This window comes from Terrabacter sp. 2RAF25, assembly GCF_052115265.1.
Taxonomy (GTDB): Bacteria; Actinomycetota; Actinomycetes; order Actinomycetales; family Dermatophilaceae; genus Terrabacter.
On record NZ_JBFRGJ010000006.1, the window covers coordinates 153,011 to 177,047 of the forward strand.

A 24,037-nucleotide genomic window follows, 5' to 3' on the forward strand; every position below is an offset into this window, starting at 1 on the left:
CTAAGAATCCGCTGTGCCTTGGCGCCTTGCGCCGGATCCGACGGCCTGTCCTTCCGGGGTGACCCGGCGCGGCAGCTCCACGACGACGGTCGCCCCTCCACCCGCGGTCTCCTGGATGCGGACGCGACCCCCGTGCGCCGCGACGATGGCCTGCACGATGGCGAGACCCAGGCCGTTGCCGCCACCCTTGCCGCGGCTGCGCGACCAGTCCGAGCGGTAGAAGCGCTCGAAGACGTTCTGGCGGTCCTGCTCGGGGATGCCGGCCCCGTGGTCACGCACGTGCAGCGCGACGTGGCCCACGTCGACCCGGCCGACGAGGATCTCTATGGAGGTGCCGTCGGGCGTGTGCACGCGGGCGTTGGTGACGAGGTTCGTCACCACCTGGCGCAGCTGCTGCTCGTCGGCGCGCAGCTCGGTCGGCTCGATGGGGCCGTTGATGCCGGTCGCCACGATGTGCCGCCCCGGCGCGATGGTGCGGGCGTCCTGCGCCGCGTCGGCCGCGAGCACGGCGAGGTCGACGGGCTGGAGCTCGAGGGGCCGCTCGCCGTCGAGTCGGGCGAGCGTGAGCAGGTCCTCGACGAGCCCGCTCATGCGGGTGGCCTCGGACTCGATGCGGCCCATCGCGCCGGTGACGGCGTCGGCGGTCGGCAGTGCGCCCTGGCGGTAGAGCTCGGCGTAGCCGCCGACGGCCGCGAGCGGTGTGCGCAGCTCGTGCGAGGCGTCTGCGATGAAGCGACGCATCTTCTCCTCGTTGGCCTCGCGCACCGCGAAGCTCTGCTCGATGCGGGCGAGCATCGCGTTGAGCGAGCGCGACAGGGAGGCGACCTCGTCGTCGCTGTCGGGCACGTCGATGCGCTGCGTGAGGTCACCGACGGCGATCTTGGCGGCGGTGTCCTCGATGCGGGTGAGGGGCCGGAACGTGCGACGGACGAGGTACCAGCCGAGCAGGGCGGTGAGGAGCAGCGCGATCGCGCCGATGCCGGCGGCATACAGGAGGAACTGGGTGACCGTGGCGTCGAGCGGCTTCACCGGCAGGGCGACGGCGACGATGGCGGTGTGGTCGTCGTTGAGCTTCGCGAGCACGACCCACTGGCCCGCACCGGTCTCGGAGCCGACCTGGAACGTGGTCCCGTTGATGACGGTCGGGTCGGTGACGTGAAGCGTGGGGATGTCGGGCTTGGCCGCCTCCAGGAGCGACGCCTCGCCGAGCGACACGACCCTGCCGTTGGAGAGGTCGACGACGCGCGCGGTGAAGTTGGTCGGTAGCCGGGAGCCGGTGACGCGGTCGAGCTCGGCCAGCTCGACCGAGGTCAGACTCGTCGAGTAGACCTTGAGCTCCTGCTCCGTCTGGCTGAACAGGTAGGCACGCAGCAGAGCGCCGACGACGACGGAGGTGACGGCGAGCGCCACGGCGATGAGCCCGAGGGTGACGCCGAGCAGTCGCCACCGCAGGGGCACCGCCCCCAAGCGCCCCGACAGAGACCGCCGGGCGGTCGCGGGCGAAGGGGCCGTCCGTGACGTCACGTCGGGGCCGCGTCAGGAGGTGGTCAGCTCGGGGGGCACTCGCAGAACGTAACCCACGCCCCGCTTGGTGTGGATGAGTGAGGGCCCGTCGGCGTCGATCTTGCGGCGCAGGTAGGAGATGTAGGACTCGACGATGCCGGACTCGCCGCGGAAGTCGTAGTCCCAGACGTGGTCGAGGATCTGCAGCTTCGACAGGACCCGGTTTGGGTTGAGCAGCAGGTAGCGCAGCAGCTTGAACTCGGTGGGGGACAGGTCGATGACCCGGCTACCGCGACGCACCTCGTGGGAGTCCTCGTTGAGCTCGAGGTCGTGGAACTTCAGGGTCGCACCGTCGTCGACCTGGCCGCGTGTGCGGCGCAGCACCGCGCGGATGCGGGCGATGACCTCCTCGAGGCTGAACGGCTTGGTCACGTAGTCGTCACCGCCGACCGTGAGGCCCTGGATCTTGTCGCCCGTCGCGTCGCGCGCGGTGACGAAGACGATCGGCTGCTGACGGCCACGGTCGCGCAGGCGTCGCGTCACCTCGAAGCCGTCGACGTCGGGGAGCATGACGTCGAGCACGACGAGGTCGGGCTCGGACTCCGCGGCCATCGCGAGGGCGGTCGTGCCGTCGCCGGCCGTCTCGACCTCGAAGCCGGCGAAGCGCAACGACGTCGCGAGCAGCTCACGGATGTTCGGCTCGTCCTCGACGACGAGCAGGCGCGCCTCGGGCGCGGGCGCAGTCTGGGTGTCCACGGACCCAGTGTCAGGGTGTTTGCTGGGAGTTCGCTGGGAGACGATGACGATTTCGGCTGGACATATGAGACATACCGAGCAGGGAGGGAGGGTCAGGAAGTTCTCGTACTCAACACGAGGAGATGACCCCCGTGAAGACCAACAACCTGGTGCGGACCGACTCGATCTCGCAGCGGGTCGCCGCCAGCGAGCGGCTGTCGGCCGAGGCGAAGGCACGCATCGCCGAGCGGCTCGCCGCACGCAAGGCCGCCCTCGCCACGCTGCGCGACCAGGTCCAGGCCCCGACCACCGAGCAGGGCGTTCGCGAGGTCGTCCGCACGGCTCGCCGCGACGGCGTGCTCCTGCGACGGGGCGACGGTCGTGACGGCGACCGCCGCGACGGCGACCGCACCCGGCGGGACGGCCGCGACGGAAAGCACGACGGACGGCACGACGGCGCCTGGCGTGACGGCGACCGCCGCGAAGGTCAGCGTGACGGCGAGCGCCGCGACGGGCGGCATGACGGCGGCAGCCGCTTCGGCGACGGGCGCTGACCACTCCCGCCCACCACGCCCGCCGACCATCCGCCGGCCCCGCCGCTGTCCCGGTGAGGCCGGCGGATGGTCTCCGCGACGGTGCCCTAGCGTGGGCGCCGATGACCGTCCTGCTGCTGGCGCCCCTGCTCGGCCTGATCGTCGGCCTCGTCATGGGTGCCCTCGGGGGTGGTGGCGCCGTCGTGTCGGTGCCGGTGCTCATCTACCTGCTGCACCAGCCCGTGCGCGAGCCACGACCATCTCGCTCGTGGTCGTCCTGTTCGGTGCCGTGGTCGGGCTCGTCGGCCTGCGGGGCAGCGGTCGGGTCGACTGGCGCACGGGCCTCGTCTTCGGCGGCCTCGGCCTCGGCGGTTCGGTGCTCGGATCGAGGGGGTCGGTGCTCGTCGCCCCGGCCCTGCTCCTGGCCGGTTTCGCCGTGCTGCTCGCCGTCGTCGGCGTGCTCACCTGGCTGCACGCCCGCCGACCCGAGGCGTCGGGTGGTTCCGCCGGTGAGGTGTCGCTCACCCAGCTCGTGCCGACCGCCTTCGGGGTGGGCGCCCTGACCGGGTTCTTCGGGGTGGGCGGCGGCTTCGTCACCGTGCCCGCGCTCACCGTGGTGATGCGGCTCCCCGCGGTCGTCGCCACGTCGGCGAGCCTCGTCGTCATCGCGGTCAACGGGGCGGCCTCCCTCGCGACCCGCGCGCTCGGCGGCGGCATCGGCCACCTCCCGTGGGACCTCGTCGTCACCTTCGGGCTCGGCACCGGTCTGGGCACCCGGCTCGGCAGCCGGGTCTCGGGGCGCACGGGCGGCCCGGTTCTGCTGCGGGCGTTCGCGATCCTCCTGACCGTGCTCGCGGTCGTCGTCGGCGCGGAGGCCCTCCGGGCCTGACGGCCCTGACGGCCCTGACGGCCCTGACGGCCCTGACGGCCCGACAGGCTCACCGAGGATCGATGCCGGCCGGCTCAGAGGTCGTCGGCGTCGACGATCCGGTACGCGTACCCCTGCTCGGCGAGGAAGCGCTGCCGGTGCGCGGCGAAGTCCGCGTCGACGGTGTCGCGCGACACGATCGTGTAGAAGTGCGCCGTGCGGCCATCGCCCTTGGGGCGCAGCACCCGGCCGAGGCGCTGTGCCTCTTCCTGCCGCGACCCGAACGTGCCGCTGATCTGGATCGCGACGCTCGCCTCCGGCAGGTCGATGGAGAAGTTCGCGACCTTGCTGACGACGAGGGTGCTGATCTCTCCGGTGCGGAACGCGTCGTAGAGCCGCTGACGCTCCTTGACGGTCGTCTCGCCGGTGATGACGTCGGCGCCGAGCCGGTCGGCGACCTCGTGCAGCTGGTCGAGGTACTGACCGATGACCAACGTCGGCTCGCCGACGTGCTGTGCCGCGAGCTTCTCGATGACGCCGAGCTTGGCGTCGGTGCAGGACGCGAGGCGGTAGCGGTCCTCGGGCTCGCTGACGGCATACGCCATGCGCTGGCCGTCGGGCAGCGTGACCCGCACCTCGACGCAGTCCGCGGGAGCGATGTAGCCCTGCGCCTCGATGTCCTTCCACGGCGCGTCGAAGCGCTTGGGGCCGATGAGGCTGAAGACGTCGGCCTCGCGGCCGTCCTCGCGCACGAGGGTCGCGGTCAGCCCGAGGCGCCGGCGGGCCTGCAGGTCGGCGGTCATGCGGAAGATCGGCGCGGGCAGCAGGTGCACCTCGTCGTAGACGACGAGGCCCCAGTCGCGGGCGTCGAGCAGGTCGAGGTGCGCGTAGGCGCCCTTCCGCTTCGTGGTGAGCACCTGGTAGGTCGCGATGGTGACGGGGCGGATCTCCTTGCGGGCGCCCGAGTACTCGCCGATCTCGTCCTCGGTCAGCGTCGTGCGCTTGAGCAGCTCGTCCTTCCACTGCCGCGCGCTGACCGTGTTGGTCACGAGGATGAGCGTCGTCGCCTTGGCGGCCGCCATCGCGCCCGCGCCCACGAGGGTCTTGCCCGCGCCGCAGGGGAGCACGACGACACCGGAGCCGCCGTGCCAGAAGCCGTCGACGGCGTGCTGCTGGTAGGGCCTCAGGTGCCAGCCGTCCTGCTGGAGCTCGATGGGGTGCGCCTCGCCGTCGACGTAGCCGGCGAGGTCCTCGGCCGGCCAGCCCACCTTGAGCAGCTCCTGCTTCAGGGTGCCGCGCTCGCTCGGGTGCACGACGACGGCCAGGTCGTCGAGGCGCTCGCCGGTCAGCGGCTTGATCTTCTTGTGCCGCAGGACCTCCTCGAGGACCGGCCGGTCCGTCGTGCGCAGCACGAGGCGCGTGCCCTCGGGGGAGTCGGCGACACCCTCCTTCTCGAGGGTGAGGCGGCCGTAGCGGTCCATCGTGTCGGCCACGTCGACGAGCAGGGCGTTGGGGACGGCATACCTGCTGAACGTCATCAGGGCGTCGACGACCTGCTCGGCGTCGTGCCCGGCGGCGCGGGCGTTCCACAGGCCGAGCGGGGTGATGCGGTAGGTGTGCACGTGCTCGGGGGCGCGCTCGAGCTCGGCGAACGGCGCGATGGCGCGGCGCGCCTCCTCGGCACGCGGGTGCTCGACCTCGAGCAGGAGGGTCTTGTCGCTCTGCACGATCAGGGGTCCGTCATTCATCGACTCGTCCAACCGTTCGTGGCGTGCGGGTGTTCCCGGGGCGCGAGGTCACGCCTGACAGTATGGGTGCATGCGATCCCCACAGGTCGAGGCGGCGACGGGGCTGCCCGCGAAGGTGACGATCTACGAGGTCGGCCCGCGCGACGGACTCCAGAACGAGAAGACCGTCGTGCCGGCCGCGACGAAGGTCGAGTTCATCCGGCGGCTCGAGGCGGCAGGGCTCGGCACCATCGAGACGACGTCGTTCGTGCCGGCGAAGTGGGTGCCGCAGATGGGCGACGCGGAAGAGGTGCTCGGCGCGCTCGGCGCCGACGGGCTGGGGCGGCGGCGACCCGCCCTCGTGCCCAACGAGCGCGGCCTCGACCGTGCCGAGGAGCTCGGGCTCACGGCGATCGCCATCTTCGGCTCGGCCACCGAGACCTTCGCGCAGAAGAACCTCAACCGGTCGGTCACCGAGCAGTACGCCATGTTCGCGCCGGTCGTGAAGCGCGCGCTGGCCGACGAGATGTGGGTGCGTGCCTACGTCTCGATGTGCTTCGGCGACCCGTGGGAGGGGCCGGTCCCGGTCGAGCAGGTCGTCGACACGGCCGAGCGGCTGATGGACCTCGGCTGCCACGAGCTGAGCCTCGGCGACACCATCGGCGTCGGCACGACGGGTCACGTGCACCGGCTCCTCGAGGCGCTCGATGCGCGCGGCATCGGCGCAGACCGGGTCGCCGTGCACTTTCACGACACCTACGGCCAGGCGCTCGCCAACACGATGGCGGCGCTTCGTGACGGGGTGACGGTCGTCGACGCGGCCGCCGGTGGCCTCGGCGGCTGCCCGTACGCGAAGTCGGCCACCGGCAACCTCGCCACCGAGGACCTCGTCTGGGCGCTGCACGGGGCCGGCGTGGCGACGGGCGTCGACCTCGACGCGCTCGTCGAGACCTCCGTGTGGATGGCCGGTCAGCTCGGCAGGCCCAGCCCGTCGAACGTCGTGCGGGCCCTCGCCGGCGGCTGACGGGCTCAGCCTGCCGGCTGGTCCTTGGTCAGGTGCAGCAGCCAGTCGCGGTCGGTGCGGATCAGCGCGAACCGGCGTGGGCCGCTGCCCCCGTGGAGCACGAAGACGATCCGGTGGCCGTCGCGCGACTCCTCCTCCCACCAGCCGGTCTCGGCCACCGACTTGTGCTCGTCGGTGTAGGTGAGGTGGTCGAGCGCGTGGTCGTCCACCGCGACGGCGAGCCGGTCGTGGCGGCTGCTCGTCGGGAGCCCCTTCGGAACTGCCCACGAACGCAGCACGCCGTCCTCCTCCAGCCTCAGGTCGAAGTGCGGCCGCGGCTTCCGGTGGTCGTGGAGCACGTATGCCGGCCGGTGGCCGTCGCGAGCATCCTTGCGTGACAAGGCTGCTCAGCCCTCGAGCGTGGCACCGACGATGCGGTGCACCGAGAACGACTGCTCGTGGCCGGACTCGTCGGTGGCGCGCACCCGACCGCCCTCGACGCGCTGCGGGTGGATCAGGTGCCGGCTGGTCGCCCCGTGGCCGTCGGAGTAGCCGATCCAGACGCCGTGCCGGTCGGCGACCGCATCGCGCAGCAGCGACAGCGTGACGACGGGATCCATCGTCTGGATGCGCGGGCCCGGCCGCGACTCGTCCTCGGCCCGCCGCTGGTCTGCCGTCGCCTCGGCCGCCCGCAGCCCGTCGACGAGGGTCTGGGTGTAGTTGCGGTCGACCGGCGACACCGACGGTCCGGGACCGCGACGGCGCGTTCCGGCGCGGCGGCGAGGCGCCTCGGCGTGCACGACCGCGCCGTCCTGGCCCTCGTGCACCGGGGCGAAACCGTTGTCGCGCAACAGGTCGACGAGCACGCGGGGGTCGGCCGACGACACCAGCACGGTCGGCGCGAGGCGCCGCAGCCGAAGGGGAGCGAGCTCGCGTGAGGCGAGCATGGTGTCGAGCACCGACTCGTCGTCGGAGCGGACGTAGGCCGCCGCGCCGCCGATGCGGGTCTGCCCGTGCCTGCGCGCGACGTCCGACACGAGGTACTCGAGGGGCTGGGGGAGCGGCGTGCGGCTCGACCGGCGCACCGTCTCGGTGAAGTCGGCGGCGGTCCAGCCCGCGTCGAGGGCGCGACGGACCGACTCGGGGGTGAAGCGGTAGACGGTGGCGCCGCCGCGGGACTCGACGTCGGCGGCGAGGCGCATGAACGACCCGAGTCCACCGACGAGGGGCCCGGGCGCGACGGCGGTGAGGTCGGCCTGGACGAGGATGTGGTCGACGGGAGAGGGCAGGTGCGCCGACATCGCAGCCGCGGCGCGGTCGAGCAGCGGCGTCGAGGCCGAGGCGTCCGGCTCGGTCTCTGGGGTGGACGTCGCCTGCGGGGTGGTCACGACGAGGGCCCGGCCCGCGTCCGACAGCGCTCCGCGCCCCGTGACACCGAGCCACTCGGCCTCGCGCAGCACCGCGTCGACGGCCTCGTCGAGCACGCCAGCCGACCGGTTCGGGCGTCGCCACGCCAGCCGCTCGCGCAGCGACTCAGGCGCCGGGGCGCTGCCGGGCTCGAGGGACGCGAGCTCACGCAGCACCTCCCGGCGGATGCCGCGGATGGCCGGCCACTGCACGTCGGGGCCGAGCGCGTTGGCCGGACCCGTGCCCGTGCTGCGGCGTCCGACGAGGTGCGGTGCGCGAGTCGATGCGAGCCAGGCCAGTGCGAGGGTGGCCCAGCGGTGCCCCGCCTCGCTCGAGGTCCAGTCGTCGATCTCCGACGTGGGAGCCCACACCGGCACGACCTCGCCGTCGTCGGCGACGAGCCCGGCGGCATACGCGAGCTCGACGACGAAGGCTGCGTGCTCGGGCTCGACGTCGAGCACCATCTGGGTCACGCGGAGGTCGCGGACCGACAGGCCTCCGGCACGCAGGACACGCGGAGGGTCGGCGCCCCACGCCGCCGCGAGCTCGTCGAGGTGGGTGAGGCACTCGCTCGCGGCACCGCCCGCGGCGGCGTCGACGAGCGACACCGATCGAGCCTCGACGGCGGGCGGGGTCAGCTCGGGGGCACGGTGCAGGCGTCCGCCGCGCAGCGCGAGCCCGACCTCGCGGGGCAGCGCGACCCGGTCGGCCGAGACGGGGACGAGCAGGTGGTGCTCGAGCAGCCAGCGGGCGGTGGTGCGTCCCGGTGTCGCTGTCGGCAGCACCCCGAACGGGGGACCCCACGTCATCCGCTCGAGCATCGCGCGCGAGTCCTCGGGGGCCTCGGCGATCGCAGCGGCGACCTGCTCAGGAGCGAACTGCTCGGCTTGCGCCGACGGACGCAGCTCCCGCATGGGCGCCCCGAGCCCCGCGATGGACGAGCCGAGCACCTCGGGGACCGTGCGCACGACGTGGTGCCCGTCGGCGCCGCGCCACACGAGCGCGGCCCGCCACAGGTCCTGCACGAGCGTCTCGACCGTGGCGGCTTCGTCGGTGCCGAGCAGCTGCAACAGGTCGGCCCGGTCGACGGCGTCGCCTGAGACGACGACCGCCTCCAGCACCTGCAGATGCCCGCGGTCCAGGGCCTCGACGGCCCGCTGCACGCTGGCGCGCGTGCCGGCCCGGGCAGCGAGGGAGGTCAGGTCGGCTGGTGCGGGTCGCGCGAGGTCGGGACGAGCCAGCACGAGGTCGATGAGCTCGGCGTCGCTGCGACCGCGGATGTCGTCAGCGAGGCTGCGGCTCGGGGTGGCCATCCTCCCAACCTAGTGCCCGTTTCGTCGGGCCTCCGCTCACCCGGGAGTGCCGCCCGCTAGCGTTGCCCCCATGAGCGCGCTCTCGCCCGCGTCCGCCGCCGGTGCCGCCTCGGCCCAGCCCACCGGGCAGCAGTGGACCATCGGGCACGGTCCGTTCGAGGCGACGGTCGTCGAGGTCGGGGGAGGCCTGCGCACGCTGTCCCGAGACGGCGTCGACGTCGTCGCCGGGTATGCCGCCGACGAGGCGTGCGCGTCGGGCCGAGGCCAGCAGCTGATGCCGTGGCCCAACCGGGTCCGCGACGGCCGCTACACCTTCGCCGGCACCGAGCACCAGCTGTCCATCACCGAGGTGCCGCGCGGCAACGCGAGCCACGGCCTCGTGCGGTGGTCGCTGTGGGAGCTCGTCGAGATCGAGGACGAGATGGTCACCGTCGGCTACCGCCTGCACCCGCAGCCGGGCTGGGACCACTTCCTCGACCTGCGCACCACCTACCTGCTCGACGACTCCGGTCTCGTCGTCACGGCCGCGGCTCGCAACGTGGGGCCGTCGGCCGCCCCGTTCGGCTACGGCGCCCACCCCTACCTGGCGATCGGCGACACGCTGCTGCCCGACGTCGGCCTGACCGTTCCCGCGAACAGCTGGGTGGAGGTCGACGACCGGCTGCTGCCGAGCGCGACCCGACCGGTGGACGGCGAGCCGCTCGACTTCCGCGAACCCCACTGGGTCGGTGACGTCCGCCTCGACACCGCCTACACCGACGTGGTGCGCGACGACGACGGCATGTGGCGGTGCACGGTGACCGCCGCCGACCGCTCCGCCACGCTCTGGGCCGACGCCGCCTTCCCGTGGCTGCAGGTCTTCACCGCGATCGCCGAGGACCGCAAGGGCGAGGTCGGCGTCGCGGTCGAGCCGATGAGCTGCCCCGCCGACGCGTTCAACTCCGGCGAGGGTCTGGTCGTGCTCGATCCCGGCGAGGAGTGGACCGGCACCTGGGGCATCGCGCCGGCCTGAGCGCTGACGGAAATCCTGCTTGCCCCGAGCCGTTAGGCTTGCTCCGAGCGCAAGGAGCGCCATCGCGTCGTGCCGTCACATGCGCGACCCGACGACATGCAACGAGGTGGACTGTGCCGACTGGCAAGGTCAGGTTCTACAACGCCGACAAGGGCTTCGGGTTCATCACCGACGAGTCCGGTGCCGACGTCTTCCTGCACGCGAACGCCCTACCGGCCGGCGTCACCGTCAAGCCCGGGGCGCGCGTCGAGTTCGGCGTCGTCGACGGCCGAAAGGGCCCGCAGGCGCTCTCAGTGAAGGTGCTCGACCCGGTCCAGTCCGTCGTCGCCAACAAGTCCGCCCGCGAGCGCAAGAGCCCCGAGGAGCTCGTCATCATCATCGAGGACGTCGTGCAGCTGCTCGACGGCGCGAGCAACGTCTACCGGGCCGGCCGCCGACCCGAGCGCAAGCTGGGCTCGAACCTCGCGCGCGCCCTGCACGGCCTCGCCGACGAGCTGGAGAAGTGACCTGATGACCGTCATCGCCACCCCCTCGACGAAGAAGGACCCCGTGCTGCTCGCGGCGGCCGACCTCGCCCGGACCGCCCTCGACGAGGTCTCCGAGCCCGGCACCGTCGGTGCCCACCTCGGCATGGACGTGCTCGAGGACCGGCTCGGCATGCACTGGTTCGAGTGCACGTCACCCGGCTACCGCGGCTGGCGGTGGGGCGTCAGCGTCGCGCGCGTGCCCCGCGCCAAGGTTGCGACCGTCTGCGAGACGAACCTGCTGCCCGGTCCCGAGGCCGTGCTCGCGCCCGAGTGGCTCCCGTATGCCGACCGGCTGGCTCCCGGTGACCTCGGCGCGGGCGACGTGCTCCCGTTCCGGCCGGACGACCCGAACCTCGAGGCCGGCTTCGAGGCGACCGGCGACGAGGACGTCGACCAGATGGCGTTCTTCGAGCTCGGCCTCGGCCGCCCGCGGGTGCTGTCCGCCGAGGGCCGCGAGACGGCAGCCTCGCGCTGGTACGCCGGTGACAACGGTCCCACGTCCGAGGTCGCGGCCAAGGCCACCGAGCGGTGCACGACGTGCGGCTACTTCCTGCCGATGGCCGGGGCGCTCCGCGGCACGTTCGGGGTGTGCGCCAACGAGTGGAGCCCCTCCGACGGGCGGGTCGTCTCGCTCGACCACGGCTGCGGTGCCCACTCCGAGACCGACGTCGATCACCCCGAGCCGGCCTCGGTCGGTGACCCGATCGTCGACGAGTTCGCCGTCGACCTCGAGCCGTCCGAGACGAGATCCGGCGACGAGGTCTCCGACGAGGCCACCACGCACGACGACGCCGTCGACGACAAGACCGCCGGGCCGACCGACGAGGCGCCTGCCGAGTCCTCCGACGCCGCGCAGCAGGTCGACGAGCCGGGGCAGCACGGCTCCGACGACCCCGTCACCGACTGACCGAACGCGCTCTGCCCCGCGCTCAGGCGGCGTCGCGAGCGTTGCCGCGCCCACGGCGTACGTACGCCCACCCGATGCCGCCGAGCACGAAGCCGGCGACGCACGTCCACGGCCACCAGCCGCGGTCGCCCTCGTGCAGTGAGGGCACCACGAGCGTCACGACCAGGGCGACGACCCACGCGGCCAGCCCGACCTCGATGATGCGCAGCATCGGCACGTGCAGCGGCTCGATCTGCTCCGGCGTGGCCGGTGGGGCGGGGGACGGGTCGGTCACGCCCGCCAGCCTACGGTCTCGGAACGCAGCCGAAACACGGCACCACTAAGGTGTGCGGCATGTCAGCCGATACCACCACACGCCCGGACACGGCATCCGGGCTCGACCGCTACTTCAAGATCACCGAGCGCGGCTCCACCGTGGCGCGCGAGGTGCGAGGTGGCGTCGTCACCTTCTTCACGATGGTCTACATCGTCGTGCTCAACCCGATCATCCTCTCGGGGGTCATCGACGGCTCCGGGAACATGATCGGCGGCACCACGAACCTCGTCGAGAGCAAGCTGCTCGTCGCCGTGGGCACCGCGGTGATCGCCGGCGTCATGTCGATCGCCATGGGGCTCTTCGCCAACTTCCCGATCGCCCTCGCCGCGGGCCTCGGCATCAACGGCCTCATCACCGGCATGGTGATCACGCACTCGTCCGCCAAGATCACCTATGCCGATCTGATGGGCCTCGTCGTCATCGAGGGCGTCATCATCCTGGTGCTCGTGCTCACCGGGTTCCGCAAGGCCGTCTTCAGGGCCATCCCGGCACCGCTCAAGGTCGCCATCTCCGTCGGTATCGGCCTGTTCATCGCCTTCATCGGCGTCATCGACGCCGGCTTCGCGCGCCGGCCCAGCACGCCCGGGTCGGTTCCGAGCGAGCTCGGCATCGGCGGCAGCCTCAGCGGCTGGCCGACCCTCGTCTTCGTCGTCGGCGTCTTCCTCATCGCGGTCCTGCTCATCCGCAAGGTCAAGGGCGCGATCCTCATCGGCATCGTCGCGGCGACCGTGCTGGCCATGGTCATCGAGGCGATCTTCAAGCTCGGCCCGCGCGTCTACGACGCCAAGGGCACGCTCACCAACCCCGACACGTGGGTGCTGACGGTCCCGGCCCTGCCGAGCTCCGTCACCAACACCCCCGACCTCGGCATCCTCGGTCAGTTCAGCCTGCTCGGCTCGTTCGAGAAGCTCGGCATCATCACCGCGTCGCTCTTCGTCTTCTCGCTGCTGCTCGCCGACTTCTTCGACACGATGGGCACGGTCGTCGCGATCGGCACCGAGGCCGAGCTGCTCGACGACGAGGGCAACCCGCCCAGCACCGACCGCATCCTCGTGGTCGACTCGGTCGCGGCGATCGCCGGTGGCGTCGGTGGCGTCAGCAGCAACACGTCGTACATCGAGTCGGCGTCCGGTGTCGAGGAGGGCGCTCGCACCGGTCTCGCGTCGATCGTGACCGGCATCCTCTTCCTGCTCGCGACCTTCCTGGCGCCGCTCTTCGCGGTCGTCCCGTCCGAGGCCGCGGCACCGGCACTCGTCATCGTCGGCTTCCTGATGATGACGCAGGTGACCAACATCGACTGGCACGACATGGAGGTGGCCCTCCCGGCGTTCCTCACGATCGTGCTGATGCCGTTCACCTACAACATCACCGTCGGCATCGGCGCCGGCTTCATCGCGTGGGTGCTGGTCAAGATCGCCAAGGGCCACGCCCGCCGCATCCACCCGCTGCTGTGGGTGGTCTCGGGCCTGTTCGTGCTCTACTTCGCGAAGACCCCGCTCGAGGCGCTCTTCACCTGAGTCGTCCTGCCGCACAGAGCGGCTGCTCCACCGCGCACGTATGCCGTGAGGCCCCTTCCCGCTCGGGAGGGGGCCTTCGTGCGTCTCCGGCCTGCCCACACCCTGGACACCGAGGAATGGTTAGCAGAGGTAATGAGTTAGGCTAAGAACCACCGAAGACAGCACTTCCGAGGATCCGCCCCTTGCGTACCAAGACGTCGACCACCCGCCTCTCCAGAGCCGAGCTCGTCTCGCTCTCCAACGACATCCGACTGGCCTGCATGCGCATCTCGCGCCGGGTCCGGTTCGAGTCCGACCGCGAGCTGCCGCCGCACCAGTTCTCGGTGCTCGCGCGCCTCGAGGGCGCCCACCGCACCAACAGCGAGCTCGCCGAGATCGAGCAGGTGTCGGCGCCGAGCATGAAGCGCACGACGAGCGCGCTCGTCGAGGCGGGCTACGTCGCGCGCGCCGACGACCCCACCGACGGCCGGCAGGTGATCCTGTCGCTCACCTCGGAGGGGCGCAAGGTGCTGCGCCGCATCCGCCGCCACCGTGACGAGTGGCTGCTCGCGCGCTTCGAGACCCTCAGCGACGAGGAGCGCGAGCTGCTCCAGCAAGCCGCCGCCGTGCTGGCGAAGGTGGCGACGAAGTGAGCCCGACCTTCCACTCCCTGTCCGTCCCGAACTACCGGGTGTACGCGTCCGGTGCGATCGTCTCCAACGTCGGCACGTGGATGGGGCGAGTCGCCCAGGACTGGCTCGTGCTCACCGTCCTCACCGACCACTCGGCCACCGCGCTCGGCCTGGTCACCGGCCTGCAGTTCCTGCCGTTCCTCATCCTCGCGCCCTTCGCCGGCATGATCGTCGACCGGTTCCCGAAGCGCCGCATCCTCTTCATGACCCAGACCGCGCTGCTCGTCACCGCCCTGCTGCTCGCCGTGCTGACGGCCACCGGCGTGGTCGAGCTCTGGCACGTCTACGCCCTGGCGTTCCTGCAGGGTGTCGCGACCGCGGTCGACAACCCGGCTCGCCAGACGTTCGTCTCCGAGATGGTCGACACCGAGCACCTGCCGAACGCCGTCGCCCTCAACAGCGCCTCGTTCAACCTCGGCCGGCTGATCGGCCCGGCCGTGGCAGGTCTGGTCATCGCGGGGTTCGGCATCGCGCCGGCGCTCTACGCCAACGCCGCCACCTTCGTGTTCGTGCTCGTCGCGCTGCTGCGCCTCGACGCCAAGCTGCTCACCCCGTCACCCCGGGCGCGTGGCAAGGGTCAGATCCGCGCCGGCCTGCGCTACGTCAAGGGCCGCCCCGACCTCGTGCTGATCATGGCGCTGGTCTTCGTGCTGGGCACCTTCGGCATGAACTTCCAGGTCACCATGGCCCTGATGGCCACGAAGGTCTTCGACAAGGGCCCGGGGGAGTACGGCCTGCTCGGCTCGATCATGGCCATCGGGTCGCTGGCTGCGGCCCTGCTCTCGGCTCGCCGCGCACGCCCGCGCCTGCGCATCCTGCTCGCCGCGCTCGTCGGCTTCACCATCTCGACCGCGCTGCTCTCGATGGCCCCGAACTACGTCCTGTTCGCGATCTTCCTCGTGCCGACCGGTCTGTCCGCACTCACCGCCCTCACCACGGCCAACGCGATGGTGCAGGTGAGCGTCGACCCGGTGATGCGCGGTCGCGTCATGGCCCTCTACATGGCGATCTTCATGGGCGGCACGCCGTTCGGTGCCCCGATGATCGGCTGGATCGGTGACGCGTGGGGTCCGCGTTGGACCATCGCCATGGGCACGATCGCCGTCGGTCTCAGCCTCGTGGCGGTGGCCCTGTGGTTCGCGCGTCGGCAGAATGTCGCGGTGACCATCCAGACCCAGCGCCACCCCCGGCTGCGCATCCAGCTCGCCTCGTCGGTCCCGGCGACGGTGCCCACGACGCCCGAGGTGACGAAGTGAACTTCAAGTTCCGTCACCGCGCCACCCTTGCGGCGCTCGTGCTCTTCATCGCGATCGCGGTCATCGCCGCCTTCGTCAAGCGCTGACTGGCGCTGACCGTCAGGCGAGAGGCCACGAGGCCCCGGGGCGCCGAGGTCGTGAACAACACAGGAGCGGTCGCCCGTGACGGGCGGCCGCTCCTGCGTCGTGGCTCGAGCTCGGCCGGGGGTGGGGGAGTCAGCCGAGCAGGCCACCGGAGGGGCAGGTGACGACCTTGCTGTCGAGCAGGCAGACGACCGTGCCCGTGCTGCCCTTGGTGGAGTGGAGCGGGTCGAGCACGCGGACCAGGTTCTTCGGGTCACCGGGCAGCAGGGGCAGGTGCGGCAGGGCGAGCAGGCGCACGCTCTCGGCGGGAAGCGTCGGGGTGGGCAGCTTCACCGGCGGCTTGGGCACCGTCACGGAGGGCAGCGGGACACCCGGCAGCTTCGGCAGGGGAAGCGGCAGGCCGGGCGCGGGCCGGCTCGGGACCGGGGCCGGCTTCGGCGCGGGCTTCGGTGCCGGCTTCGGAGCGGGCTGCTGCGAGGGGCTCGGCTTGCCGGCGGGTGCCGGTGACGGCTTCGCCGAGGCGCCCGGTGTGGGGCGGGCGCTCGACGAAGCCGTCGAACGGGGAGCCGGCGAACCGGCATACGCGAAGCCCGAGCCCTCGGGAGTGGCAGACCCGGTGCCGGAGGCGGGACGGGCGGCGGGGAGCGCGTTCATGGGCAGGACGGTGATGCCGTGGCGGTACGCGTCGGCGATCGACAGCACGGTGCGGACGTACGAGTCGGAGTGGTTGTAGCGCATGACCGCCTGGTAGGCGGCTCCGGGCGCGCGCAGGTCGGCGCCGCCGGAACACAGGAGCACGCCGGCGCCGGTGACGGCGTCGGTCAGGCTCTGCGGGTTCGCCACGCCGTCGCCGTCACCGTCGCGGCCGGCGACCGCCCACGAGGTGGGGATGAACTGCATGGGGCCGACGGCGCGGTCGAACGTCGTGTCGCGGTCGAGGGCGCCGCCGTCGGTGTCGGTGATGCGGGTCGTGCCGCGCGAGCCGTCGAGCGGGATGCCGATGATGCCGGGTCGGGCGATGCCGCTGGCGTCGAGCACGTTGCCGCCGAAGCGCGCGTGGTTGCTCTCGACCCTGCCGATCGCACCGAGCAGCGCCCAGTCGATGCCGCACCCGGGCTTGATGCTGCCGAGCACGCCGGCGGCGCGCTGGTAGGCAGCGACGGCCACCGACGGTATGCCGTTCGCGTCCAGCCGGACGGGGGCGAACGAGCCGATGGCCGAGATCGCGGCGCGGGCCTCGGCCGGCACGCCGACGCGGGCGTAGTCCTTGGTGAAGGTGTCGTAGATCGGGGGCAGCTGCATGGGGGCCGGGGCGGGTCCGGCCTGCGGGTAGGTCGGGCTGCCCTGGGCGATCGCCGTGTCGGGAACGGTGATCGACGTCGGCGCGACGGCGCCCTGGTCGGCGCCCCTGGTGGCGGCGAACGCGATGCCGGCCGTGGCCAGGGCGATGACCGGCACGGCGGCAGCGACCCTGCGCGCGGTGGTGCCGGCGCGGACGATGCGGACCATTGGTGACTCCTCGGTGACGGCCGCCCCCATTGGCGGTCTGTGCTGGTCAACGAGGCATACCCGCAAAGGTCACGCGACGGTGAGGACGTCCCTTTGGTCCGATCGAGAGAGCGATCCCTGCGCTTCCTGATCAGTCGAAAGAGCGATTCGTCCCGTGTCTGCGAAGGGTGTCCATCGCTGGAACGGGGACGAATCGCTCTTTCGATTGCCGTCCGGTCAACCGAGCTGCGTGACCACGTGGTCGATGGCCTTCGTCAGCGTGGTGACGTCCTCGGGGTCGACGGCCGGGAACATCGCGACGCGCAGCTGGTTGCGGCCGAGCTTGCGGTAGGGCTCGACGTCGACGATGCCGTTCGCACGCAGGGTCGCGGCCACCGCAGCGGCGTCGATCGCGTCGTCGAGGTCGATCGTGCCGATCACCTGCGACCGGGCGGCCGGGTCGGCGACGTACGGGGTGGTGTAGTCGGTCTGCTCGGCCCACGTGTAGAGGCGGGTCGAGGAGTCCTTCGTGCGGCCGGTCGTGAACTCGAGCCCACCGTTGCCGTTCATCCAGTCGAGCTGGCTCTTCATCAGGGCGAGCGTCGAGAGGGCGGGCGTGTTGTAGGTCTGGTTCTTGAGCGAGTTGTCGATCGCGGTCGGCAGGCTGAAGAAGTCCGGCACCCATCGGCCGCTGGCGGCGATCTCGTCGACGCGGGCGAGTGCGGCTGGTGAGAACGCGGCGAGCCACAGCCCGCCGTCGGCGGCGAAGCACTTCTGCGGGGCGAAGTAGTAGACGTCGGACTCGGTGATGTCGACCGGGAGTCCGCCCGCGCCGGAGGTGGCGTCGATGAGCACGAGCGCGTCGGCGTCGGCCCCCCCGACGCGCTTGACCGGCGCCATGACCCCGGTCGAGGTCTCGTTGTGGGGCCAGGCGTACGCGTCGACGCCCGCCTCGGCGTGGGGCGCGGCAAGCGTGCCCGGGTCGGCCTTGACGATCGTGGGCTCACCGAGGAACGGCGCGGCCTGGGTGACGTTGCCGAACTTGCTCGAGAACTCGCCGAAGGCGAGGTGCTGCGCGCGGTCACGCACGAGACCGAAGGCGGCGATGTCCCAGAACGCCGTGGAGCCGCCGTTGCCGAGGATGATCTCGTAGCCGTCGGGCAGCGAGAAGAGGTCGCGCAGGCCCTGGCGGACCTCGCCCACGAGGTTCTTGACCGGTGCCTGGCGGTGCGAGGTCCCGAGGATCGTGCGTCCGAGGGAGCTGAGGTACTCGACCTGCTCGGGGCGGACCTTGCTGGGCCCGGAGCCGAACCGTCCGTCGGCCGGCAGCAGCTCGGCCGGGATGGTGATGGGCTGGGTCACGGCTGGTGCTTCGGTCACGGGACCATATTCAACCCCACCTTCCCACCCCTTGGACACCGCCGCTCGATGCGTGGACGACCGTGTCGTGCGCGCCTGGTCCGTCTGTACGCGTCCGGTGCGCCGGAGGGTGGCGTACCGCTCACCGACGGCCCGGACGGTCACGAACGAGCCGAGCGCGTGCGGTGGCCTCAGCGGACCACGCCGCCCAGGGACCGGTTGACGTAGCCGCCGGGCCTGCCGTCGTAGTAGCAGAGGGTCCCATTGCTGCATCGGCCGAACATCACGAAGGTGCCGTTCGGCCGGCTGACCACGTCGGTGGCCGAGGTGTACATGGCGGTGACCCCGATCTGCAGGGCGTTGCGCTGGACCACCGCCTGCCGGTCGGGCCCGGTGGTGACCGCGATCCGCGCCTGCCCACCGGTCGTGTCGGCCATGGCGCGCGACGACCAGGCGGACATCCCGTCGCCGCGGGGGACCCAGCCGCTCGTGCTCGCGCCGGTGGTGGTGAAGGTGCGTTCATAGGTGACGGGGAGCTGGCCGCGCCCGGAGACCGTGGTGACCTTGGTCGTCAGGTTGGCCGAGGCATAGAGGCCCGAGGTGAAGATGCCGCCGACCTGCCTCCACCCGGACCAGCGCGCACCGTCGTGGTGGTTGCGCCAGCCCGTACCGTTCGGCGCGACGCCCCAGACGTCGAGCGTGCCGCCACCCACCGAGCTGCCGTGCTGGGCGATGACGCCACCAGGGAGCACCGCCGAGCCCCGGCGTACGCCCCCGGTGAACCACGTGTGCACGACCTGGTGGGAGGCGTTGCGGGTGAACAGGTCGATGCGTCCGAGCGACGACGAGGCGGCCGACGGCGGGTCGGTGCTCGTGATGCCGGCAGACGCCCAGGCCGACCAGGTCGCGCCGTCGTCGCGGCTGCGGCGGTACTGCACGACGTCGCCCGAGCCACGGACGAAAGCCCAGATCTCGCTACCCGTGCGCACCGCGGCGACGCCTGTGGTCGACACCAGCGATCGCGCACGCACGGTCGGTGGGGTTGCGGTGGGTGTGACGCGGACGATCCTGTCGTTGGTGCCGTTGGACGTCGTGAACCACAGCGCCCCGTCCGGCCCGAGCTGAACGGTGCGGATGCGGCCGAAGCCCTGTGCGCCGGGCAGCCGGACCACTCGGGCGACGCGGCTCGTGCCCGGGGTGGGGTCGAAGCGCATCAGGTAGATGCCCTGGCCCTTGAGCAGACCGACGGCGAGGGCGCCCTGCCACTCACCCCAGGCTGCACCCTGAAGGAAGGTCGCCCCGCTCGTGGCGACGGTCGGGAAGCCGGAGCTCCACATGGCCCGGCGCGCGTTCGGGAACTTCGCCGTGTCGGTCATCGGGGTGGCCTCGTTGTAGCCGGGCACGGGGTCCCAGCCGTAGTTGCCGCCGCGCACCGACAGGTTCATCTCGTCGTCACGGTCGGAGCCGTGCTCGGCCGACCACAGCTCGGTCGTGCCGGGGCGCAGCGCGAGACCCTGCACGTTGCGGTGCCCGTAGTTCCAGACGTACCGGGCGTTGCCCCCGCGTGCGTAGAAGGGGTTGTCGGCCGGGATGCTGCCGTTCCAGTTGACCCGCAGCACCTTGCCGCCGAGCGAGCCGAGGTTCTGCGGGTTGGTGCCGACTGCGGCGTCGCCGGTGCCGACGTAGAGGCGGCGGTCGCTGCCGAAGCGCAACCGGCAGCCCGAGTGCCGACCGCTCGAGAGCGGGATGCCCGTCACCACGGGGGCGCCGTCGGAGACCGCTGTGGTGTCGCTCGTCAGCCGCCAGCGCAGCACGCGGACGTCGAGCGGGTTGCCGGCGGACGTGCGCACGGACTGGCAGGTGTAGAAGCGCTTGTTGGTCGAGGCTGCCGGGTCGGCGACGATGCCGAGGAGCCCGCCCTCGCTCTGGGCGAAGATCGACGGGAAGCCCGAGATGCTCACTCTCCGTGGGGCATTGGCTCCGCGCTTGCTCCACACCTGCCCAGCGCGCAGGTCGTAGAGCATGAGCCCTCCGACCCACGTCAGGTCCCACGGGTTGCTGAGGCCCGACACCATCGTCGTGACCCGCACCGTGGGTGCCGCTTCGGCGGCGGGCTGCTCCACGGCCAGCGCGGCGCCGGCCAGCAGTGCGCCCACCAGGGCGATGGATCCTCGGACGCGCAGACGCTGCACCATGGTGGCTCCCGACTCGGTGTCCCGCTTGCTCCCACGTGGGAGGCTACGCGCGCCGGCGCGAGCGCGCGCGCCGAGATCGAGCGTCACCGAGCTCGTATGCCGCCGAGCACGTATGCCATCGAGCACGTATGCCGCCGGGCCCGGTCACGCGACCGGGCCCGACGGCATACGTGCTCGGGTCGTTCACCGACCCGGGGAGGTCAGTGGCCGATGTCTGCCGTCCACCCGGCGACGTCCTGGGGCTTGCGCGGACCCTCGCCGATGTAGCGCGACGACGGCCGGATCAGGCGCCCGGTCAGCTTCTGCTCGAGGATGTGCGCCGACCAGCCGGCCGTGCGCGCACACGTGAACATCGGGGTGAACATCGACGCCGGCACCTCGGCGAAGTCGAGGATCACCGCGGCCCAGAACTCGACGTTCGTGGCGAGCACGCGGTCAGGGCGGCGGGCGTGCAGCTCGTCGAGAGCGGCCTTCTCGAGCGCGGCCGCGGCCTCGTAGCGCGGGGCTCCGAGGCGCTCGCAGGCAGAGCGGAGCACGCGGGCGCGGGGGTCCTCGGCGCGGTAGACGCGGTGGCCGAAACCCATCAGCCGCTCACCCTTGTCGAGGACGCCCTTGACGTAGGCCGTCGCGTCGCCCTGCTGCTCGACGCCGTCGAGCATGTGGAGCACGCGGGACGGGGCCCCGCCGTGGAGCGGCCCGGACATCGCACCCACAGCACCCGACAGCGCGGCAGCGACGTCGGCGCCGGTCGAGGTGATGACGCGCGCAGTGAAGGTGGAGGCGTTCATGCCGTGCTCGGCCGCGGACACCCAGTAGGAGTCGACGGCCTCGACGTGCTTGGGATCTGGCTCTCCGCGCCAGCGGATCATGAAGCGCTCGGTGATGGTGGAGGCCTTGTCGACCTCGCGCTGCGGCACCATCGGCTTGTCGAGGCCGCGGGCCGACTGACCGACGAAGGAGAGCGCCATGACGGCGGCCCTGGCGAGGTTGTCGCGCACCTCCTCGGCATCGATGTCGAGGGTCGGCCTGAAGCCCCACACCGGCGCGAGCATCGCCAGCGCCGACTGGACGTCGACGCGCACGTCGCCCGTGTGGAGGGGCAGGGGGTAGGGCTCGGCGGGAGGGAGGCCCGGGTCGAACTCGTTGTCGACGAGCAGGCCCCACACGTGGCCGAAGTCGACGTGGCCGACGAGGTCGTTGATGTCCACCCCGCGATAGCGCAGGGCCCCGCCCTCCTTGTCCGGCTCGGCGATCGTCGACTCGAAGGCGATGACGCCCTCGAGTCCTGGCTTGAAGTCGGGATCGGGCGTGCTGTCTGCCATGTGCGTCCTTGCTGTGCAGGCGGTACCACCGCGGTGTGGAGGCCAGCAGCCGTCGACCGTGGGGGAGTCGGCCGTGGCTGCCAGACTTCACCGTATGCCGTCAGCCGCCGACCAGACCGTGTTTCGTGACGCCGTGTTCGCCACGCGAGACCTCCACCAGGACGCCGTCCGGTTCGAGGGCACCGACTTCAGCGGCGCCCACGCCGAAGGCGCGTCGTTCCTCGAGTGCACGCTCGTCGGGGCCACCCTCGACGAGGCCCATCTCTCGGGCTCCCGCTGGTCGGAGTGCGAGTGGCAGCGCGTCCACGGCGTCGGGTTGAGCCTCGTCGAGGCCAGCGTGGTCGAGACCACCATCGACGGCTGCCGTCTCGCCGCGGTGTCCGCCTGGGGCTCGACCTGGCGCGACGTCACCGTGGTGGGCGGCAAGGTCGACTTCCTCAACCTGCGCGGCGCCAGGCTCAAGGACGTCGCCTTCGTCGACTGCGTCGTCGTCGAGCTGGACCTCCAGGAGGCGGTCGTCGACGGGCTGACGTTCGAGGGCTGCACGCTGCAGCAGCCGTCCTTCGGACGCGGCACGTATGCCCGTCTCGACCTCTCCGGCGCCACGCTGCGGTCGCCGGTCGGGCTGGCCGGTCTCAAGGGGGCGACCCTGAGCCGCCCGCAGGTCATCGACCTCGCCGACGCCTTCGCGGCCGAGCTCGGCATCGTCGTCACCGACTGAGGGCCCGCGCACCCGCGTTCGCTCCCGCGTTCACCCCCCGTTCGATGTAGCTGCTGTTCACCAGGGACCGGTGACACCGAACGCGGGGACGCGTCAGTTGATCTGGTTGGGCTTGCCGCGGCGCAGGGCTGCCGCGGCGGCGTCCTTGGCGCGTTCCGTCGCCTTGACCTTGTCCTGCGGACGAATCCGCTTCGTGAGGTCGGCGCGCTCGACGAGCGTGGTGAGCAGCATGTCGGTCGTCGGGTGCACTGCGATGGGCTCGTCGCCGCTGAAGACGACCCAGTGCGCCGCGTCGCCCTTGTAGACCTTGAGGATGCTGCCGTCGGCGAGCGACCTCGCGTGGTCCATCGCCTGGCGCCTGGCCCGCTCGCTCGAGATCGCCTTGTTGGCCGCCTCCTTGGCGGGCTCGCGCAGCGCCTGGCTGGCCACCCAGATCTGCGGGCCGTACTTGATCCCGAGCTTGACGGTCTGCGTGACGAGCTTTCCCTTGCCTGCCATCGTCCGACTCCTCACCGGCCCCGGGCGGCCGGGGCTCTCGCTGGGTCCGCACGCGCCGTGGCCTGACGCTCCTGCGGGCCTTCCTGTCGCCAACCCTAGTCTGGGCTCATGGACAACAACCCGGTGACGTCGGCCGACGAGACGGCGCGCAAGCCCACGCGGACGGCTCACGAGGTACGCCGCCTCGACTACTCCGGAGACGGTCTCGTCGAGGCCGACGTCGCCGAGTCGCCCTACCTCCAGGCACGCGCCTGGGTGGACGCGGCCCAGGCGGCCGCCGGTGAGCGAGCCGACGTCCCGGAGCCGTCGGCGCTGTCCGTGGCCACGGTCGACGAGTCCGGCTCGCCCGACGTGCGCACCGTCCTGATGCGGTTCTTCGACGAGCGCGGGCCGGGCTTCGTGACCAACCTCGGCTCGGCGAAGAGCAAGCAGCTGCAAGGCAACCCGAGGGTGGCGGCCAGCCTGACCTGGCCCTCGATCTACCGTGCGATCCGGTTCAGGGGCAGCGCCGTGCCTCTCGACCGTGACGAGGTCGAGGGCTACTTCGCGTCGCGTCCCTACGGTTCGCGGTTGTCGGCCTGGGCCTCCGACCAGTCACGGCCCGCGGCCGACCGGGCCGAGCTGGAGCGCCGGTGGCAGCAGGTGTTGGAGCGCTTTCCCGACACCGGTCGCGACGACGACGTGCCGGTGCCCGACTTCTGGGGCGGCTGGCGCATCGTGTGCGACGAGGTGGAGTTCTGGGCGGGCCGGAGCAACCGGCTGCACGACCGCATCGTCTTCCGCCGCAGCGGGCCGGGGGACCTCGCAGACCCAGGAGCCTGGACGAGGTCGCGCCTGCAGCCCTGAGCAGACCTGGACCCTGACCTGGACCCTGACGGGGCGGGACGGGACGGGACGGGACCGGACATGGCACAGGGCAGCCCGACGTGTCGGACTGCCCTGCCTCATCCATGGTGTGGATGGGGACGCGGCTATCGCGTGGCCACCTCACACGTTCCGGAAGAAATCACTTCTCGGATCACCTCCCTTCGGTTCGACTCCTCGAACCTACGTCGGGATGAATGGGGCGGCAAGA

22 protein-coding genes are annotated in these 24,037 nt (G+C 71.8%); 11 read left to right on the forward strand and 11 right to left on the reverse strand.

Features of this window, described 5'->3' with window-relative positions:
- Complete coding sequence (locus AB4091_RS15825; RefSeq protein WP_442292712.1) at positions 1–1,458, reverse strand: sensor histidine kinase; 1,458 nt, start codon at positions 1,456–1,458, stop codon at positions 1–3.
- Between the two features lie 78 nt (positions 1,459–1,536).
- Complete coding sequence (locus AB4091_RS15830; RefSeq protein ID WP_442292713.1) at positions 1,537–2,259, reverse strand: response regulator transcription factor; 723 nt, start codon at positions 2,257–2,259, stop codon at positions 1,537–1,539.
- Positions 2,260–2,390: 131 nt separating this feature from the next.
- Here AB4091_RS15830 and AB4091_RS15835 point away from each other — a divergent pair, with 131 nt between their 5' ends.
- Together AB4091_RS15835 and AB4091_RS15840 are read left to right on the forward strand one after the other, a co-directional pair.
- A complete protein-coding gene (locus AB4091_RS15835; protein ID WP_442292714.1) occupies positions 2,391–2,792 on the forward strand; it encodes a hypothetical protein in 402 nt (133 codons plus the stop codon).
- Positions 2,758–3,660 carry a sulfite exporter TauE/SafE family protein gene (locus AB4091_RS15840; protein ID WP_442293120.1) on the forward strand — a complete coding sequence of 301 codons (903 nt, stop codon included), beginning with the start codon at positions 2,758–2,760 and terminating at the stop codon, positions 3,658–3,660. Before AB4091_RS15835 ends, AB4091_RS15840 begins: the two co-directional genes overlap by 35 nt.
- A 74-nt stretch (positions 3,661–3,734) precedes the next feature.
- On the opposite strand, the gene AB4091_RS15845 is transcribed toward AB4091_RS15840, so the two are convergent.
- Positions 3,735–5,387, reverse strand: coding sequence for a DNA repair helicase XPB (locus tag AB4091_RS15845; protein ID WP_442292715.1), 1,653 nt, complete (start codon positions 5,385–5,387; stop codon positions 3,735–3,737).
- A 70-nt stretch (positions 5,388–5,457) separates the two neighbouring features.
- On the opposite strand from AB4091_RS15845, the gene AB4091_RS15850 reads away from it, so the two are divergent.
- Positions 5,458–6,390 (forward strand): hydroxymethylglutaryl-CoA lyase, encoded by a 933-nt coding sequence (locus tag AB4091_RS15850; RefSeq protein ID WP_442292716.1) that lies wholly within the window; start codon positions 5,458–5,460, stop codon positions 6,388–6,390.
- Positions 6,391–6,395: 5 nt separating this feature from the next.
- Here the strand turns inward: AB4091_RS15850 and AB4091_RS15855 are convergent, their stop codons facing one another.
- Both AB4091_RS15855 and AB4091_RS15860 read right to left on the reverse strand, forming a co-directional pair.
- Positions 6,396–6,770 carry a DNA polymerase ligase N-terminal domain-containing protein gene (locus AB4091_RS15855; RefSeq protein WP_442292717.1) on the reverse strand — a complete coding sequence of 125 codons (375 nt, stop codon included), beginning with the start codon at positions 6,768–6,770 and terminating at the stop codon, positions 6,396–6,398.
- A gap of 6 nt (positions 6,771–6,776) precedes the next feature.
- On the reverse strand, positions 6,777–9,089 hold the full coding sequence (locus AB4091_RS15860; protein ID WP_442292718.1) for a helicase-associated domain-containing protein: 2,313 nt from the start codon (positions 9,087–9,089) through the stop codon (positions 6,777–6,779).
- Positions 9,090–9,159: 70 nt separating this feature from the next.
- On the opposite strand from AB4091_RS15860, the gene AB4091_RS15865 reads away from it, so the two are divergent.
- The 3 genes from AB4091_RS15865 (at position 9,160) to AB4091_RS15875 (ending at position 11,535) form a co-directional block, all read left to right on the forward strand.
- Complete coding sequence (locus tag AB4091_RS15865) at positions 9,160–10,101, forward strand: aldose 1-epimerase family protein (RefSeq protein WP_442292719.1); 942 nt, start codon at positions 9,160–9,162, stop codon at positions 10,099–10,101.
- Positions 10,102–10,214: 113 nt separating this feature from the next.
- Positions 10,215–10,607 (forward strand): cold-shock protein, encoded by a 393-nt coding sequence (locus AB4091_RS15870; protein ID WP_442292720.1) that lies wholly within the window; start codon positions 10,215–10,217, stop codon positions 10,605–10,607.
- Positions 10,608–10,611: 4 nt separating this feature from the next.
- Positions 10,612–11,535, forward strand: a complete 924-nt coding sequence (locus AB4091_RS15875; protein ID WP_442292721.1) for a DUF3027 domain-containing protein — start codon at positions 10,612–10,614, stop codon at positions 11,533–11,535.
- Between the two features lie 22 nt (positions 11,536–11,557).
- Here the strand turns inward: AB4091_RS15875 and AB4091_RS15880 are convergent, their stop codons facing one another.
- Complete coding sequence (locus tag AB4091_RS15880; protein ID WP_442292722.1) at positions 11,558–11,809, reverse strand: DUF2530 domain-containing protein; 252 nt, start codon at positions 11,807–11,809, stop codon at positions 11,558–11,560.
- A gap of 59 nt (positions 11,810–11,868) precedes the next feature.
- Here AB4091_RS15880 and AB4091_RS15885 point away from each other — a divergent pair, with 59 nt between their 5' ends.
- The 3 genes from AB4091_RS15885 (at position 11,869) to AB4091_RS15895 (ending at position 15,295) form a co-directional block, all read left to right on the forward strand.
- Positions 11,869–13,368, forward strand: a complete 1,500-nt coding sequence (locus tag AB4091_RS15885; protein WP_442292723.1) for an NCS2 family permease — start codon at positions 11,869–11,871, stop codon at positions 13,366–13,368.
- Between the two features lie 182 nt (positions 13,369–13,550).
- Positions 13,551–14,000, forward strand: coding sequence for a MarR family winged helix-turn-helix transcriptional regulator (locus AB4091_RS15890; protein WP_442292724.1), 450 nt, complete (start codon positions 13,551–13,553; stop codon positions 13,998–14,000).
- The gene (locus AB4091_RS15895; protein WP_442292725.1) at positions 13,997–15,295 is read left to right on the forward strand and encodes an MFS transporter; all 1,299 of its coding nucleotides are present in this window, start codon (positions 13,997–13,999) and stop codon (positions 15,293–15,295) included. Before AB4091_RS15890 ends, AB4091_RS15895 begins: the two co-directional genes overlap by 4 nt.
- Positions 15,296–15,511: 216 nt before the next feature.
- Here AB4091_RS15895 and AB4091_RS15900 read toward each other — a convergent pair whose 3' ends face one another.
- The 4 genes from AB4091_RS15900 to AB4091_RS15915 all read right to left on the reverse strand — a co-directional run bounded on the left by AB4091_RS15900 (position 15,512) and on the right by AB4091_RS15915 (position 21,743).
- Positions 15,512–16,888, reverse strand: coding sequence for a lytic transglycosylase domain-containing protein (locus AB4091_RS15900; RefSeq protein WP_442292726.1), 1,377 nt, complete (start codon positions 16,886–16,888; stop codon positions 15,512–15,514).
- A 216-nt stretch (positions 16,889–17,104) separates the two neighbouring features.
- The gene (gene serC, locus AB4091_RS15905) at positions 17,105–18,229 is read right to left on the reverse strand and encodes a phosphoserine transaminase (RefSeq protein WP_442292727.1); all 1,125 of its coding nucleotides are present in this window, start codon (positions 18,227–18,229) and stop codon (positions 17,105–17,107) included.
- A gap of 188 nt (positions 18,230–18,417) precedes the next feature.
- Positions 18,418–20,421: a PQQ-dependent sugar dehydrogenase gene (locus AB4091_RS15910; protein WP_442292729.1), complete on the reverse strand. Its 2,004-nt coding sequence runs from the start codon at positions 20,419–20,421 to the stop codon at positions 18,418–18,420.
- Between the two features lie 200 nt (positions 20,422–20,621).
- The gene (locus AB4091_RS15915; RefSeq protein WP_442292731.1) at positions 20,622–21,743 is read right to left on the reverse strand and encodes a citrate synthase 2; all 1,122 of its coding nucleotides are present in this window, start codon (positions 21,741–21,743) and stop codon (positions 20,622–20,624) included.
- 94 nt (positions 21,744–21,837) lie between these two features.
- Here AB4091_RS15915 and AB4091_RS15920 point away from each other — a divergent pair, with 94 nt between their 5' ends.
- Positions 21,838–22,464 (forward strand): pentapeptide repeat-containing protein, encoded by a 627-nt coding sequence (locus AB4091_RS15920; RefSeq protein WP_442292733.1) that lies wholly within the window; start codon positions 21,838–21,840, stop codon positions 22,462–22,464.
- A gap of 93 nt (positions 22,465–22,557) precedes the next feature.
- On the opposite strand, the gene AB4091_RS15925 is transcribed toward AB4091_RS15920, so the two are convergent.
- Positions 22,558–22,962: a hypothetical protein gene (locus AB4091_RS15925; protein ID WP_442292735.1), complete on the reverse strand. Its 405-nt coding sequence runs from the start codon at positions 22,960–22,962 to the stop codon at positions 22,558–22,560.
- Positions 22,963–23,070: 108 nt separating this feature from the next.
- On the opposite strand from AB4091_RS15925, the gene pdxH reads away from it, so the two are divergent.
- Positions 23,071–23,808 carry a pyridoxamine 5'-phosphate oxidase gene (gene pdxH, locus AB4091_RS15930; protein WP_442292737.1) on the forward strand — a complete coding sequence of 246 codons (738 nt, stop codon included), beginning with the start codon at positions 23,071–23,073 and terminating at the stop codon, positions 23,806–23,808.
- Positions 23,809–24,037: the final 229 nt, after the last annotated feature.